At 55.1% G+C, this 14529-nt stretch carries 13 protein-coding genes; 5 read left to right on the top strand and 8 right to left on the bottom strand.

All coding sequences use genetic code 11. The features are described from left to right. Positions 1-5: 5 nt before the first annotated feature. Positions 6-1289: a YeaH/YhbH family protein gene (locus D5066_RS01230; protein WP_080327431.1), complete on the bottom strand. Its 1284-nt coding sequence runs from the start codon at positions 1287-1289 to the stop codon at positions 6-8. A 74-nt stretch (positions 1290-1363) separates the two neighbouring features. Beyond that, positions 1364-3298 carry a protein kinase YeaG gene (gene yeaG / locus D5066_RS01225; RefSeq protein ID WP_119914815.1) on the bottom strand — a complete coding sequence of 645 codons (1935 nt, stop codon included), beginning with the start codon at positions 3296-3298 and terminating at the stop codon, positions 1364-1366. 430 nt (positions 3299-3728) lie between these two features. Between yeaG and D5066_RS01220 the strand changes: the two genes are divergently transcribed. After that, positions 3729-4475, top strand: a complete 747-nt coding sequence (locus D5066_RS01220; RefSeq protein ID WP_080327430.1) for a MipA/OmpV family protein — start codon at positions 3729-3731, stop codon at positions 4473-4475. Between the two features lie 82 nt (positions 4476-4557). On the opposite strand, the gene D5066_RS01215 is transcribed toward D5066_RS01220, so the two are convergent. Both D5066_RS01215 and gapA read right to left on the bottom strand, forming a co-directional pair. Beyond that, the gene (locus tag D5066_RS01215) at positions 4558-5439 is read right to left on the bottom strand and encodes a D-hexose-6-phosphate mutarotase (protein WP_119914814.1); all 882 of its coding nucleotides are present in this window, start codon (positions 5437-5439) and stop codon (positions 4558-4560) included. Between the two features lie 75 nt (positions 5440-5514). Then, positions 5515-6510, bottom strand: coding sequence for a glyceraldehyde-3-phosphate dehydrogenase (gene gapA, locus D5066_RS01210; protein ID WP_014831506.1), 996 nt, complete (start codon positions 6508-6510; stop codon positions 5515-5517). 341 nt (positions 6511-6851) lie between these two features. Between gapA and msrB the strand changes: the two genes are divergently transcribed. Together msrB and D5066_RS01200 are read left to right on the top strand one after the other, a co-directional pair. After that, positions 6852-7265, top strand: a complete 414-nt coding sequence (msrB, locus tag D5066_RS01205) for a peptide-methionine (R)-S-oxide reductase MsrB (RefSeq protein ID WP_119914813.1) — start codon at positions 6852-6854, stop codon at positions 7263-7265. A gap of 41 nt (positions 7266-7306) precedes the next feature. Further along, positions 7307-7579 carry a YeaC family protein gene (locus tag D5066_RS01200; protein WP_119914812.1) on the top strand — a complete coding sequence of 91 codons (273 nt, stop codon included), beginning with the start codon at positions 7307-7309 and terminating at the stop codon, positions 7577-7579. Between the two features lie 50 nt (positions 7580-7629). On the opposite strand, the gene chiD is transcribed toward D5066_RS01200, so the two are convergent. The 4 genes from chiD to sppA form a co-directional block, all read right to left on the bottom strand. After that, complete coding sequence (gene chiD / locus D5066_RS01195) at positions 7630-8883, bottom strand: chitinase ChiD (protein ID WP_119914811.1); 1254 nt, start codon at positions 8881-8883, stop codon at positions 7630-7632. Positions 8884-9058: 175 nt separating this feature from the next. After that, on the bottom strand, positions 9059-9700 hold the full coding sequence (gene pncA / locus D5066_RS01190) for a bifunctional nicotinamidase/pyrazinamidase (RefSeq protein WP_080327425.1): 642 nt from the start codon (positions 9698-9700) through the stop codon (positions 9059-9061). A 9-nt stretch (positions 9701-9709) separates the two neighbouring features. Next, positions 9710-10726 (bottom strand): asparaginase, encoded by a 1017-nt coding sequence (ansA, locus tag D5066_RS01185; protein ID WP_008500705.1) that lies wholly within the window; start codon positions 10724-10726, stop codon positions 9710-9712. A gap of 63 nt (positions 10727-10789) precedes the next feature. Further along, positions 10790-12646 carry a signal peptide peptidase SppA gene (gene sppA / locus D5066_RS01180; RefSeq protein WP_119914810.1) on the bottom strand — a complete coding sequence of 619 codons (1857 nt, stop codon included), beginning with the start codon at positions 12644-12646 and terminating at the stop codon, positions 10790-10792. A gap of 167 nt (positions 12647-12813) precedes the next feature. On the opposite strand from sppA, the gene D5066_RS01170 reads away from it, so the two are divergent. After that, a complete protein-coding gene (locus D5066_RS01170; protein WP_119914809.1) occupies positions 12814-13365 on the top strand; it encodes an NAD(P)H nitroreductase in 552 nt (183 codons plus the stop codon). A 116-nt stretch (positions 13366-13481) separates the two neighbouring features. Beyond that, on the top strand, positions 13482-14525 hold the full coding sequence (gene selD, locus D5066_RS01165; protein WP_119914808.1) for a selenide, water dikinase SelD: 1044 nt from the start codon (positions 13482-13484) through the stop codon (positions 14523-14525). Positions 14526-14529 lie beyond the last annotated feature (4 nt).

The following is a 14529-nucleotide window of genomic DNA, read 5'->3' as shown; positions in this document are numbered from 1 at the left end:
AAGGTTTAATTTGAGGTTGTTGAGCTTTGCTTGTGGAATAGCTCCCGGAACACCGGATAAATGTCGTCCTGGTCACGGATATGCTGCATGGCAAAGTTATCGAACATCGCCTGCAGATGTTCATACTCCCGCCACAGGGTCTGGTGGGCGCGACGGGTGATTTCGATATAGCTGTAGTAACGCACCACCGGCAGAATTTTCTTCGCCAGGATCTCGTGACACAGCGGTGAGTCGTCGGCCCAGTTATCGCCATCGGACGCCTGCGCGGCATAAATGTTCCACTGCGCCGGGTCGTAACGCTCTTTCACTACTTCGTCCATCAGCTTCAGGGCGCTTGATACGATGGTGCCGCCGGTCTCCTGGGAGTAGAAGAACTCGTGTTCATCCACCTCTTTGGCCTGGGTGTGATGGCGGATATAGACCACCTCCACGTTCTTGTAGGTTCTGCTCAGGAACAGGTAGAGCAGGATATAGAAACGCTTCGCCATATCCTTGGTGGCCTGATCCATCGAGCCGGACACGTCCATCAGACAGAACATCACCGCCTGGCTGGAGGGCTCAGGGCGTTTTTCGTAGTTCTTGTAACGCAGGTCAAAGGTGTCGATAAACGGCACGCGGTCGATCTTCGCTCTCAGCTCGGCAATCTCTTTTCGCAGGCGCTCCTCTTCCAGCAGCTGTGCCGGTTCCGTGTTTTCCACGACCTTCAGGCTGCTCTCCAGCTCGCGCAGTTCACGACGTTTCCCTGCCGTCATGGCCGTGCGGCGCGCAAGCGAATTCTGCAGCGAACGCACCACGCTGATATTGGCAGGCACGCCGTTGGCGGTATAGCCCGCGCGATGGGTTTTGTATTCGTTAAGCTGACGATGCTGATTCTTTCTCAGATTCGGCAGCGCAAGGTCCTCAAACAACAGGTCGAGATATTCATCTTTTGAAATCTGGAAAACGAACTCATCCTGGCCTTCACCGTCCTGGCTGGCCTGTCCCTGACCGCTTCCCGAGCCACCGCCGCCGCCCTGAGGGCGCTCAATTCTGTCGTTCTGAACGAAGTGGTCGTTACCTGGATGAACGCGGTGGCGCAGGCCACCGCGCCCCTGATGAAACATCGGTTCGCTGATGTCATCGGTAGGGATGGAGACAGACTCGCCGCTGTCGACGTCGGTCACCGAGCGTTTGTTGATGGCCTCGGAGATCGACTGTTTAATTTGCGCTTTATAACGGCGCAAGAAGCGCTGGCGGTTCACCGTGCTCTTGTTTTTGCCGTTAAGACGCCGGTCAATAAACCAGGTCATATACCCCCCGTACTGCATTTGCCAACTTGCGTTTTTGTTGGCCCGGCAGGCACAGACACCGCCGGGCACTTGTTTTAAGACGATTTACGCACGCGCAGATACCATTCGCAGAGCAGGCGAACCTGCTTGCGGGTGTAGCCTTTTTCCATCATTCGGTCGACAAAATCGTCGTGTTTCTTCTGCTCGTCGGTTGAGGTTTTGGTGTTAAACGAGATCACCGGCAACAGCTCTTCGGTGTTGGAGAACATTTTCTTCTCAATAACCGTGCGCAGCTTCTCGTAGCTGGTCCAGTTCGGATTACGCCCGTTGTTATGCGCTCTGGCACGCAGGACGAAGTTCACAATCTCATTACGGAAGTCTTTCGGGTTACTGATCCCGGCTGGCTTCTCAATTTTTTCCAGCTCCGCGTTCAGGGATTCACGGTCAAACAGCTGGCCGGTATCCGGGTCGCGGTACTCCTGATCCTGGATCCAGAAGTCAGCGTAGGTGACATAGCGGTCGAAAATGTTCTGCCCATATTCTGAATAGGATTCCAGATAGGCCGTCTGGATCTCTTTGCCAATGAACTCGGCGTATTTCGGGATCAGGTAACCTTTCAGGAACTCAAGGTAGCGTTCAGCCTGCTCCTGCGGGAACTGCTCGCGTTCAATTTGCTGCTCCAGCACGTAGAACAGGTGCACCGGGTTGGCCGCCACTTCCGCATGGTCGAAGTTAAAGACGCGGGAGAGGATCTTAAACGCGAAGCGCGTAGACAGACCGTTCATCCCTTCATCGACCCCGGCGTAGTCGCGGTATTCCTGATAGGACTTCGCTTTCGGGTCGGTGTCTTTCAAACTTTCACCGTCATAGACACGCATTTTCGAGTAGATACTGGAGTTTTCCGGCTCTTTCAGGCGCGAAAGGATGGAGAAGCGAGACAGCGTTTCCAGGGTTCCCGGTGCGCAAGGCGCGTGTACCAGCTCGCTGTGGTTAAGCAGTTTCTCGTAAATTTTGATCTCTTCGGAGATCCGCAGGCAATAAGGCACCTTAACGATGTACACGCGGTCAAGGAAGGCCTCATTGTTTTTGTTATTACGGAAGGTCACCCATTCGGATTCGTTCGAGTGGGCGAGAATAATCCCGTTAAACGGCAGGGCAGAAATACCTTCCGTCCCGTTGTAGTTTCCTTCCTGGGTCGCCGTCAGCAGAGGGTGCAGCACTTTGATCGGTGCTTTAAACATCTCGACGAATTCCATAATCCCCTGGTTGGCGCGGCACAGCGCACCGGAATAGCCATAGGCATCCGGATCGTTCTGCGCGAAGTTTTCCAGCTTACGGATATCGACTTTACCCACCAGCGCCGAGATGTCCTGGTTGTTCTCATCACCCGGCTCTGTTTTAGCAATGGCGATCTGTTCCAGAATCGACGGCCACACTTTCACCACGCGGAATTTGGTGATATCGCCGCCAAACTCGTGCAGGCGTTTCGCCGCCCACGGGGACATAATGGTGCCGAGGTAGCGACGTGGGATGCCATATTCTTTATCCAGAATTTGCGCATCTTCCTGCGGGTTAAACAGGCACAGCGGATGGTCATTCACCGGGCTGCGCTCGCCGTTGGCGCTCAGCACATAAATCGGCACGCGCTGCATCAGTGATTTCAGGCGTTCAGCCAGCGAGGATTTACCGCCGCCGACGGGGCCGAGTAAATAGAGGATCTGTTTCTTCTCTTCCAGACCCTGGGCGGCATGCTTGAGATAGGAGACAATCTGTTCAATGGCATCTTCCATACCATAGAACTCTTCGAACGCCGGATATCGGGCGATCACCCGATTCGAAAACAGACGGGAAAGCCGTGGCTCCAGGGCAGTATCAACCATGTTTGGCTCACCGATAGCCATCAATAGCCGTTCTGCCGCATTGGCATAGGCACTGCGATCTTGCCGACAAATGGTAAGAAACTCCTGCAGTGTGAACTCTTCGTCCTTGGCAGCTTCATAGCGCTGGCGATAGTGATCGAATATATTCATGGCATGCCGTCCTTTCGTTTTTTAGCACAGGATAAGAGCCGTTCGTATGAGTAGTGGAGGCTCCCGGAAGAGAATCTCTCGCACCCCACTGCCAGAGCAGCAACCTGTGTGCCAGGTCAGACGCTAAGAACCGCAGGTGTTCAGGAAAACTCTTCTTAAATTTAAGCGTAGATGGCATTTGCCAAACTTGCATGCTGAGAAAATCTAATTTCAATGACATATCAATAACTCATCCAAAAATTTCCACCTGAGTTATAAGGCTTAAGCGCGTTTTTCATTCACTGGTCATATAAATGAAAGCGGGCTGTCATCTGAAAAGTGAAAAATAACGGGTTAATCAGACTGATTAGCAGGCAAAAAATTTTGGGATGTACGGGAATGGCGGTTACACTTCACCCGCTGATTATTTGACTACAGGAAAGAATGGATTGTGACCAAACTCAAACTTCTGGCATTGGGCATCCTTGCCGCGACCGCAGTTAGCACCGCTCAGGCGGAAAGTCAGTGGACGGTTGGCGCGGGCGTTGGCGTGATTAACAGCCCATACAAGCAGTATGACCGTGATGTGTATCCCGTTCCCGTTGTCACCTATGAAGGCGATAACTTCTGGTTCCGCGGTCTCGGCGGCGGCTACTATCTGTGGAACGATACCGCCGACAAGCTCTCCATCATGGCTTACTACGATCCAACGCACTTCAAGCCAGGCGACAGCGATAGCCACGCGCTTCGTCAGCTCGACAAGCGTAAAAGCTCCATGATGGCCGGGCTTTCCTATGTCCATAACACCCAGTATGGCTTCCTGCGTACGGCCCTGGCGGGTGACACGCTGGATAACAGCAACGGCTTTATCTGGGATCTGGCCTGGTTGTATCGCTATACCAACGGTGGGCTCACCCTGACCCCGGGTATCGGCGTGCAGTACAACAGTGAAAACTACAACGACTACTACTATGGCGTCTCTAAAAACGAGTCCCGCCGCAGTGGGCTGAAAAGCTACAGCGCCGATGACGGCTGGGATCCTTACCTGGAGCTGACCGCGAGCTACAACTTCCTTGGCGACTGGAGCGTCTACGGTACTGGCCGTTATGAGCGTCTGAGTGATGAAGTGAAAGATAGCCCGATGGTCGATAAGTCCTGGGCTGGCATCTTCTCTGTGGGTGTGAGCTACAAGTTCTGATTGTGCATTAATACAGTGCAATCCATGCATCAAAACGGGGCGCTATGCGCCCCGTTTGCTTTAATGTGGTGCAGCGATGTTATTACTTAACGATGCGCATCGTTTGCCCTAAACGAGACGGTTTTTCTTCACTCGCTTTCTGCGGGGTGCTCACGCAGGCGGTTTCCACGCAGACAAAAGTTTTATAGCCGTCGTCAGGCACGTCGGCCATGCTTACGGACAGGGCAGGGCCCGGGTTCCAGCCCACCACGTTGCTGTGATGCTGGTGAACCACTTCAATTCTGCGGTTGAGGGCGCTGTCGTGAATGACGCTGCACGCTTCCGGGTGCAGATAGACGCGATCGGTACGGTCGGGGAAAGTCTGAACGCCGTCGCTCAGTTTGCCTTCCTTCGCGTTATCGACTTTATCGATAAAGGTATCACCCAGGCCGCTCACCTTCACTGCGCTGATGTCACCCACATTGAAGTAGGTGTGCAGGGCAGAGGTCGTTTCGAACTCGCCGTGGGCTTCCAGCTCAATCTCACAGGTTTGACCCAGCTTGAAACGGGCGTACAGGGTGAAATCGTGCGGCCACAGGGCACGAGTTTCATCATTGGCCTTCAGTTCAAAGGTGAGAACCGCACCGTTGTCGTCTTCGTTGTGCGCTTTCAGCGTCCACTGCTGGTTACGGGCGAAACCGTGCGAAGGTAAACCCGGCTGTGCGGACGGACCAAACCATGGCCAGCAGATTGGCACGCCGCCGCGAATCGCATCCCCTTTTTTGAACGAGGTGGCGTCGCTCAGCCAAAGCGCTTCCGCTTCGCCTTCCGGTTTCCAGGAGAGCAGGTGCGCGCCGTTCAGCGCCACGGAGGCTTTAACGCGCGGGTGGTCAACCACGATAATATCGGCACCGTCAATCTGACGGCGGGAGAGCACAGGGGTAAGTTGTTCGACTACCGGAAGTGCAAAAATTTTATTAATCATTAAGCAATCCTCTGTCTAAAAAACAATAAAAAAGGCGACCGAAGTCGCCTTTTTGGATCAAGCACTCATCTCAACTTATTTGGAGATGTGAGCGATCAGGTCCAGTACTTTGTTAGAGTAGCCAGTTTCGTTGTCGTACCAGGAAACCAGTTTCACGAAGTTGTCGTTCAGTGCGATACCTGCTTTAGCATCGAACACGGAAGTGCACACTTCGCCGTTGAAATCGGTAGATACAACGTCGTCTTCGGTGTAGCCCAGAACGCCTTTCATTGCGCCTTCGGAAGCAGCTTTGATTGCTTTCTTAATTTCTTCATAAGAAGCAGCTTTTTCCAGACGAACGGTCAGGTCAACAACGGATACGTTAGGAGTTGGAACGCGGAACGCCATACCAGTCAGTTTGCCATTCAGTTCTGGCAGTACTTTACCTACAGCTTTAGCAGCACCGGTAGAGGATGGGATGATGTTCTGAGCCGCGCCACGGCCGCCGCGCCAGTCTTTGTGAGACGGGCCGTCAACGGTTTTCTGAGTAGCGGTGGTCGCGTGAACGGTAGTCATCAGACCTTCGATGATGCCGAAGTTGTCGTTGATAACTTTAGCCAGCGGTGCCAGGCAGTTGGTGGTGCAGGATGCGTTAGAAACGATGTCCTGGCCAGCGTAAGTTTCGAAGTTTGCACCACGAACGAACATTGGGGTGTTGTCTTTGGATGGACCAGTCAGAACAACTTTCTTCGCGCCCGCAGTGATGTGTTTACGTGCAGTTTCGTCGGTCAGGAAGATACCGGTTGCTTCAGCAACAACGTCTACACCGATTTCGTTCCATTTCAGGTTAGCTGGGTCTTTCTCAGCAGTAACGCGGATGGTTTTGCCGTTAACAACCAGGTGGCCGTCTTTCACTTCAACGGTGCCGTCGAAACGACCGTGAGTTGAGTCGTACTTCAGCATGTACGCCATGTATTCAGCGTCCAGGAGATCGTTGATACCAACGATTTCGATGTCAGAACGTTTCTGAGCAGCACGGAAAACAATACGGCCGATACGGCCAAAACCGTTGATACCTACTTTGATAGTCATATATTCCACCAGCTATTTGTTAGTGAATAAAAGGTTGCCTGTAAAATTACAAAAACCTTACGCAGCGTCAAGCGGAATCGTGTCAATCATTGCGACAAATCAATCCTGTGACTAACGTTTGTGCGACTGACTCGCCTCACTTTCCCTTTGAGCTTGCAACCACATGGGGGCTGCGCCCGGAATTTTAAAGTCCTCGCAGGATAAAAATGTGAACATGATCACAATTGCCTGACCGCCTTTTCGCGACACATAAGTTTAGAACAAAAGTACACGCAAGGGTGTTAATGTTTTGTTAGAATCCGGGTTAAAAGATGTCTGTTTCTACAGCGAGATGTAAGCATATGTCGAACCAACGTAACCCTGACGATTTGAAAAAAAACCTCACAGAAATGCAGTTTTACGTGACGCAGAATCACGGCACGGAGCCGCCATTTACCGGGCGTTTGCTGCACAACAAGCGAGACGGCGTCTATCACTGCCTGGTCTGTGATGCTCCGCTGTTCAATTCCCAAACGAAATACGACTCCGGCTGCGGCTGGCCGAGCTTTTACGAGCCGGTGAGCGACGATGCAATCCGCTATCTGACCGACTCGTCGCACGGTATGGTGCGTACCGAAATTCGCTGTGGCAACTGCGACGCGCACCTGGGGCACGTCTTCCCGGATGGTCCTCAGCCAACGGGCGAGCGTTTCTGCGTGAACTCAGCCTCAATGAGCTTCAGCGATGATGAAAACGGCGACCAGATTAAAGGTTGAAAAAACGATTCAGCAAATTATTCCTTTGAAAAGGAGAGATCGTGAATATCGATGACATGATTAACGGGATGACCCCGGAAGTTTATCAGCGTCTGGTAACCGCCGTTGAGCTGGGAAAATGGCCGGACGGTGTGGCGCTCACGCCTGAGCAAAAAGAAAACAGTCTGCAGCTGGTAATGCTGTGGCAAGCGCGCAATAACATCGACGCGCAGCACATGACTATCGACACCAACGGTCAGATGGTGATGAAGAGCAAGCGCGAACTGAAGGAAGATTTTGGCATCACGCCGAAGCCGATTGCGACCTTCAAATAACGCTCTCCGTGCAGGCCGGGTAAGCGCAAGCGCCACCCGGCACATACAACTTAGTGCTTAATCCCGAGCGACTCCGCCAGCTGTTTCGCTAACTGATTATTGTCGTCCGCACCATACTCCCAGAACATCGCCCCGGCGAGACCTTTCTCCTTGATGTAGTCGGCTTTAATCGCAACGGAACGCGGGTTCTCATAGGAAATCGCAAACAGCGCATTGTCATCGGCACCCTTCACCGACAGCCACGGTACCTTCGCCTGGTCATCCCAGTGCTCGGTAAAGCGTTTCTGCGGATCGTTCAGCAGCTTCTTCACGATATCGTTGTACTTCACGTAGGTATCTTTGGTCAGATCATAGCCGAGCGACTTAAACAGGCCGATCTCCTGCGGTCCAAAGTAGGGCTGGGTAACCGGATTTTTTTGCGCGTCTGGCTGGCTCCAGTCAATGCCCGGTTCAACCGCACGTTTTGGTACGCGGCCGTAAAAACCGATCCCGAGGTTCATCTGCTTCGGCTTAAGTCCGGCGGCCAGATAGTTGTTCACCACAAAATCAACGCTGTATTTGTCGGCAGCGGCCACCGTTGGCCAGGCGCTGGAGTCATACAGGTTGGCATTGAAATACTGTGTCCCGTACGCCATGTCGTAGGTCATCAGGTTGATATAGTCGAGCAGCGGGGCGATGGCTTTGACATCCACCCAGCTTTTCGGACTTTCCGCATTCGCGCCCACCGCGATGGTCACCAGCTTTTTCTGCCCGAACGCGTCGCGCATCTCTTTCAGCAGGGCGGTGAAGTTATCCCGGTCGGCGGGCTGGCTTGCAACCAGCCCCCAGGCGCCGTTGACCGGATACTCCCAGTCGAGATCGATCCCGTCCAGACCGTATTTCTCAACAATCTCCTGCGCGGAGCGGATAAACACCGCGCGACTCTCTTTGGTTGCCGCTGCGCCAGAGAAACCACGCGCGCCCCAGCCGCCAACGGAGAGCAGGACTTTCAGGTTCGGGTTTTGTTTACGCAGGGTGGGGATAAGGGCCAGATCGGACGCCACTTTTGGCGACAGCCAGATTTGATGCAGTTTCGCCGGATCTTTCAGCGCGGCGTTGGTTTCGTCTTTCTCGTCGTTATAAACCAGACCAAACGAGTAGTTCAGGTGGGTGATCTGGCGAACGTCGAGTTTATTGATATCGCCACCCGGTCCGGCGGTGACATCGCCACCCCCGTTAAAGTAGCCCACGGACATCAGGGGCGCGGCGGAAGCAAGTGAAGCGCAAAACAAGGGTAATGCTGCCAGCAAGGGCAAACGTTTCATATAAGTTCCTCTTTGACTTAATAAAAATAACCACGCCACAGAAAAGGCGTGGCGAAAAAACAGCCTGTTGAGAATAGCATTGCCGTTTCGCTTAGGATGCGAGGGAGTTCACTTTATGGGAGATCGGAGTGGGTTGTTTTGCCGGGTAAGCGTCAGCGCCACCCGGCTAAAAAGGCTACGCCTGCGTTTCCAGCCAGTCTGCCAGCGTATACAGCGTGGCGCCTTCGGCGGCCATATCCATAAACGCCTGAGCGCTATCCTGCGGGTGAATGTTCACCCCGCGGCAGCCGTCGGTAATGACGCTGACGGTATAACCTAACTGGAGCGCGTCCAGCACGGTAAACTTCACGCAATAATCCGTTGCCAGGCCCAGCACAATCAGCTCCGTGATTTCGTGATGACGTAACCACGCGTCCAGCGCCGTCTTCTGGCGATGCCCGTTATCGAAAAACGCGCTATAGCTGTCGATAGCCGGGTTTTCACCTTTATGGAACACTGCGTCGATGGCCTTCTGATTCAGGAGCGGATGCAGCTCCGCACCTTCGGTCTGCTGTACGCAGTGATCCGGCCAGAAGGTTTGCGCCAGCCCGTCGAGTTCTCCCTGAGTGAAAGGCTCGACGTTGTGCTGGCTGGCAAAGCTGCCGTGGTTCGCCGGGTGCCAGTCCTGGCTTGCGACAACCGCTTCACTTCGGGCTTTGCACCAGTCAATCAGCGTATTCGCCACGTCAACGGTGCTGTCACCTTCGGCGACGGCCAGCGCACCGCCCGCGCAGAAATCATTTTGCAAATCGACCAGTAGCAGGGCGCGTTGTTTCATGAGCACTCCTTATTCGTCCGGGGTCAGCTCGCCGCGCAGGTTTTGCATCATCGCGCTGCGAATGGACTGAATGTCCAGATCCTGACTCAGTAAATAGTGAAGTTTAGTCAGCGTTGCCTCAACGGTCATATCGAAGCCGCTGATCACTCCCGCATGCGCCAGCGCGTTGCCGGTGGCATAGCCGCCCATGTTCACTTTGCCGGACATACACTGGGTCAGGTTCACCACCACAATTCCGCGCTCGCTGGCTTCCTGTAGCTCTTTCAGGAATTCGCCGTTCTGCGGGGCGTTGCCGACGCCATAGGAGCGCAGGATCAGCGCCTTAACCGGCTGGCGCAGGAAGTTACGCACCACGTCAGCGGAGATGCCCGGATAAATGGTGACGACGCCAATCGGCTGTGGGGTAATCGGGTGCACAATCAGCTCGCCGGCGGTGTTTGGTGCCGGAGGCGTTCCCAGACGACGGATATGAATACCCGCTTCCAGCAGCGGCTGCAGGTTAGGTGAGGCAAAGGCGTCAAAACCGTCGGCATGGGCTTTGGTGGTGCGGTTGCCCCGGTACAGACGGTTGTTGAAGAACAGCGACACTTCGTTGATCGGGTAATTCGCCGCCACGTACAGGGAGTTCAGCAGGTTGATCTGCCCGTCAGAGCGCAGCTCCGCCAGCGGTATTTGCGACCCGGTAACGATAACCGGCTTGCTCAGGTTCTCCAGCATGAAGGAGAGGGCCGAAGCGGTGAACGCCATGGTGTCGGTGCCGTGCAGGATCACGAAGCCGTCGTACTGGTCGTAATGGGCTTTAATGTCATCCGCGATGTGCTGCCAGTCTTCCGGCGTCATGTCGGAAGAGTCCATCAGCGGCTCGTATTCGTGGATGGTGAAGTCAGGCATTTCCGGGCGGTGGAATTCCGGCATCAGCGCAAGCTGACGCTGAAGGTGGCCAGAGACAGGGATATAGCCATTTTCAGAGCGCTGCATACCGATGGTACCGCCAGTGTAGGCTACATAAATCGATTTCTTCTGCATGGTAGTGAGTTCTTGTTCTTCAAAAGAAAAAAATCCCCTCTTCACGGGAAGAGGGGACGGTTTTTAACGGACGTTAGCGCAGGTCAGGCAAAACGCGTAACGACTCTGTGGATCGTTAAAGGCCGCGAGCTTATCGCGTTCCGCTTTCATCGCTTTCGCAGCCGTAGCAACTGGAGCAGGCAGGTACGCCTGCAGCGCCTCCGGCAGCATGGCGCGAACGGAGACAGACATGCTGTCCATCACCATATCGAAGAACGACGGCTCGTCCTGGTAATACTCAACGTGCCACTGCTTGAGCTTCGCCAGTTCGGCGGCTTTCTTCACCGCGTCGTCGAAATCGCCCAGGCTGTCGACCAGACCGTTGCTCTTCGCATCCTGCCCGGTCCAGACGTGGCCCTGTGCGATCTGGTCGATCTGCTCAGGCGTTTTTTTACGCGAGTCCGCTACCAGCGTGATAAAGCGTTTATAGCCGTTCTCAATGCTGAGCTGCATCATCTCTGAAACTTCCGGCGGCAGAGATTTGGTCATCGACACATCCGCCAGCGGCGACGTGGCAACGCCATCGGTATGCACGCCCAGGTAATCCAGACTGTTTTCCACGGTATTAATCACCCCGAAGATGCCAATCGAGCCGGTCAGCGTGCTTGGGTTAGCCACGATGTAGTTGGCTGGCGTGGAGATCCAGTACCCGCCTGACGCAGCCATTCCACCCATAGACACAACGACCGGCTTGCCAGCGGCACGCGCTGCGGCCAGCTCGGCGCGGATCACTTCGGAGGCGCTAACGCTGCCGCCAGGGCTGTTCACCCGCAGGACAATCGCTTTCACTTTCGGATCAAGGCGTGCGTCGCGGATTTGCGAAGCAGTAGTATCACCGCCGACGTTACCCGGGGTTTCCTGACCGTCCATGATGGCGCCGTTAGCAAACACCACGGCAATGCTGTCGCCGCTGTCGTCCGGTTTTTTCGCCGCATAGTCATACATGCTGATGGCGCTGTAATTTTTGTCCTCTTTGCTCCAGCCAAACTGTTTGCTCAGGGATTTTTCAACCTCAGCGCTGGTGCCAAGGGCATCAACCAGTTTGTTATCAAGCGCATATTTCGCGGTATCGCCGTCAACCTTACGCAGTCCATCCAGCACGCCGCGAGCGCCCGGGAACACCTGCTCAGCGGTAATTTGACGGTTAGCGGCAACGGTACCCAGATAGTTCTGCCACAGCTCGCCAATCCAGCGGCTGTCCGCTTCACGGGCGGCAGGGGACATATCGTCGCGGATAAACGGTTCCACGGCAGATTTATAGGTGCCGACGCGGAAGACGTGGGTGGTGACCTTCAGCTTGTCGAGCAGCGATTTGTAGTACAGGCCGTTGGTGGCAAAGCCGTGCAGATCGACCGTTCCCTGCGGCGAGAGCCAGATTTTATTGGCAAAGCTCGCGAGGTAGTACTGCCCTTGGCTGTAGCTGTCGCCCACGGCAATCACCGGCTTGCCGCTGTCGCGGAACTCACGCAGCGCTTTACCGATGTACTGCATGGAAGGCTGATCGCCCCCTGCAAAGTCTTTCAGATCCAGCACGATACCGGTAATGTTGCGGTCGTCTTTGGCCTGACGAATGGTATCGACGATATCAAACAGCGAGTTTTCCTGCAGGCGGTCTGACGTCGCACCAAACAGCTGGCGGCTGATAACCCCCAGACGGTTGCTGGTGGACGGTTTATCAACGATCACGCCGGTGATATCGAGTAACAGAGCCCCGCGAGTCGAATGCTGGGCCTGATTCGCGTTGCTGATATGCATCCAGATGCCCGCGCAAACCAGAACCAGGAAGATGAAGAAGATGTTCATCACCAGGTTGCGGACGAAGTTGAGCAGTCGCCACGTCCATTTAAAGAAACCGGCAAAGATTCGCCAAAGGGTTCGCATGTATTCTCCCTAACCAGAAAATGACTGTTTCCGTCGCCACTGGACGGTAATGTTGGGTTATCGTAATGACCCAACCGCCACTTGTCAGCAGGAATCGCCTGCCAGGCTGTAACAAATTCTGCCGTCGTGTTAATTTTGTGAGTAAATTTCAAGAAAGGAGTTAACCAATGGATGCACTTGAACTGCTTGTTAACCGTCGTAGCGCGTCACGTCTGGCCGAACCTGCGCCTGCGGGCGAGCAGCTGGAAAACATTCTGCGTGCCGGCATGCGTGCGCCGGATCATGGCACTCTGCAGCCGTGGCACTTCTTTGTGATTGAAGGCGAAGGCCGCGAACGCTTCAGCCAACTGCTGGAGCAGGGCGCAGTTGCCGCAGGGCAGGATGAGAAAGGTATCGACAAGGCGCGTAACGCCCCGTTCCGCGCCCCGATGATTATCGCTGTCGTGGCGAAATGCCAGGCCGACCATAAGGTGCCGGTCTGGGAGCAGGAAATGTCTGCCGGTTGCGCGGTGATGGCGATGCAGATGGCCGCCGTCGCGCAGGGCTTTAACGGTATCTGGCGCACCGGGCCGCTGACCGAGAGTGCCGCCGTGCGGGCAGGGTTCTCCTGTGATGAACACGATAAAATTGTCGGCTTCCTCTACCTCGGCACCCCGCAGCTTAAAGCCTCCAGCACCATCAGCGTGCCGGACACCACGCCTTTCGCCAGCCGTTTTTAATTACACGCGCTAAACTGTCTGGATTCTGAGCATCCGCCGCAGAATTCAGACAGTCATACTTACCTCTTTATGGAATGAGCGCTACCATAGCGCGATTGAGATGACAGGAGACGTCCATGAGCGAGCAAACCATTCGTTTAACGCAGTACAGCCACGGAGCCGGTTGCGGTTGTAAAATTTCCCCGAAAGTGCTGGAGACCATCCTGCATAGTGAACAGGCGAAGTTTGTCGACCCGAACCTGCTTGTCGGCAACGAAACGCGTGACGATGCGGCGGTTTATGACTTAGGTAACGGCACCAGCATTATCAGCACCACCGACTTCTTTATGCCGATTGTCGACAACCCGTTCGACTTCGGTCGCATTGCGGCCACCAACGCCATCAGTGATATCTTTGCCATGGGCGGTAAGCCGATCATGGCGATTGCCATTCTGGGCTGGCCGATCAACACCATTCCACCGGAAATCGCCCGTGAGGTGATTGATGGCGGGCGTTTCGCCTGCCAGCAGGCGGGGATTGCGCTGGCTGGCGGCCACTCGATTGATGCGCCGGAGCCGATCTTCGGCCTGGCCGTCACCGGCGTGGTGCCGACCGAGCGCGTGAAGCGCAACAGCACTGCGCAGGCGGGCTGCAAACTGTTCCTCACCAAACCGCTGGGCATTGGCGTACTCACCACCGCCGAGAAAAAATCCCTGTTGAAACCAGAACATATCGGTCTGGCAACGGAAGTGATGTGCCAGATGAACCTCGCCGGTGCGGCGTTCGCCAATATCGACGGCGTGAAGGCGATGACCGACGTTACCGGTTTTGGCCTGCTGGGGCACCTCTCTGAAGTGTGTCAGGGGGCGGGCGTGCAGGCGCAGGTCTGGTATCAGGACGTGCCGAAGCTGCCGGGCGTGGAAGAGTACATTGCGCAGGGCGCGGTCCCGGGCGGTACCCAGCGCAACTTTGCCAGCTACGGTCACCTGATGGGCGAGATGCCTGAAGCGTGGCGCAACCTGCTGTGCGATCCGCAAACCTCCGGCGGCCTGCTGCTGGCGGTCACGCCGGAATCCGAAGCTGAGGTTCAGGCGACCGCCGCCGAGTTTGGTATCACCCTGACGGCGATCGGCGAGCTGGTCACCGCGCGCGGCGGCCGACCGATGATTGAGATCCGTTAATTCG

The organism is Enterobacter chuandaensis (assembly GCF_003594915.1).
Taxonomy (GTDB): Bacteria; Pseudomonadota; Gammaproteobacteria; order Enterobacterales; family Enterobacteriaceae; genus Enterobacter; species Enterobacter chuandaensis.
This window is presented reverse-complemented; position numbering and strand designations above follow the sequence as displayed.

Excerpts from the sequence above, each read along its gene's own strand:
- D5066_RS01230 (WP_080327431.1), bottom strand. The coding sequence starts at position 1,289 with ATGACCTGGTTTATTGACCGGCGTCTTAACGGCAAAAACAAGAGCACG.
- yeaG (WP_119914815.1), bottom strand. The coding sequence starts at position 3,298 with ATGAATATATTCGATCACTATCGCCAGCGCTATGAAGCTGCCAAGGAC.
- D5066_RS01215 (WP_119914814.1), bottom strand. The coding sequence starts at position 5,439 with ATGATTAATAAAATTTTTGCACTTCCGGTAGTCGAACAACTTACCCCT.
- gapA (WP_014831506.1), bottom strand. The coding sequence starts at position 6,510 with ATGACTATCAAAGTAGGTATCAACGGTTTTGGCCGTATCGGCCGTATT.
- msrB (WP_119914813.1), top strand. The coding sequence starts at position 6,852 with ATGTCGAACCAACGTAACCCTGACGATTTGAAAAAAAACCTCACAGAA.
- chiD (WP_119914811.1), bottom strand. The coding sequence starts at position 8,883 with ATGAAACGTTTGCCCTTGCTGGCAGCATTACCCTTGTTTTGCGCTTCA.
- pncA (WP_080327425.1), bottom strand. The coding sequence starts at position 9,700 with ATGAAACAACGCGCCCTGCTACTGGTCGATTTGCAAAATGATTTCTGC.
- ansA (WP_008500705.1), bottom strand. The coding sequence starts at position 10,726 with ATGCAGAAGAAATCGATTTATGTAGCCTACACTGGCGGTACCATCGGT.
- sppA (WP_119914810.1), bottom strand. The coding sequence starts at position 12,646 with ATGCGAACCCTTTGGCGAATCTTTGCCGGTTTCTTTAAATGGACGTGG.
- D5066_RS01170 (WP_119914809.1), top strand. The coding sequence starts at position 12,814 with ATGGATGCACTTGAACTGCTTGTTAACCGTCGTAGCGCGTCACGTCTG.
- selD (WP_119914808.1), top strand. The coding sequence starts at position 13,482 with ATGAGCGAGCAAACCATTCGTTTAACGCAGTACAGCCACGGAGCCGGT.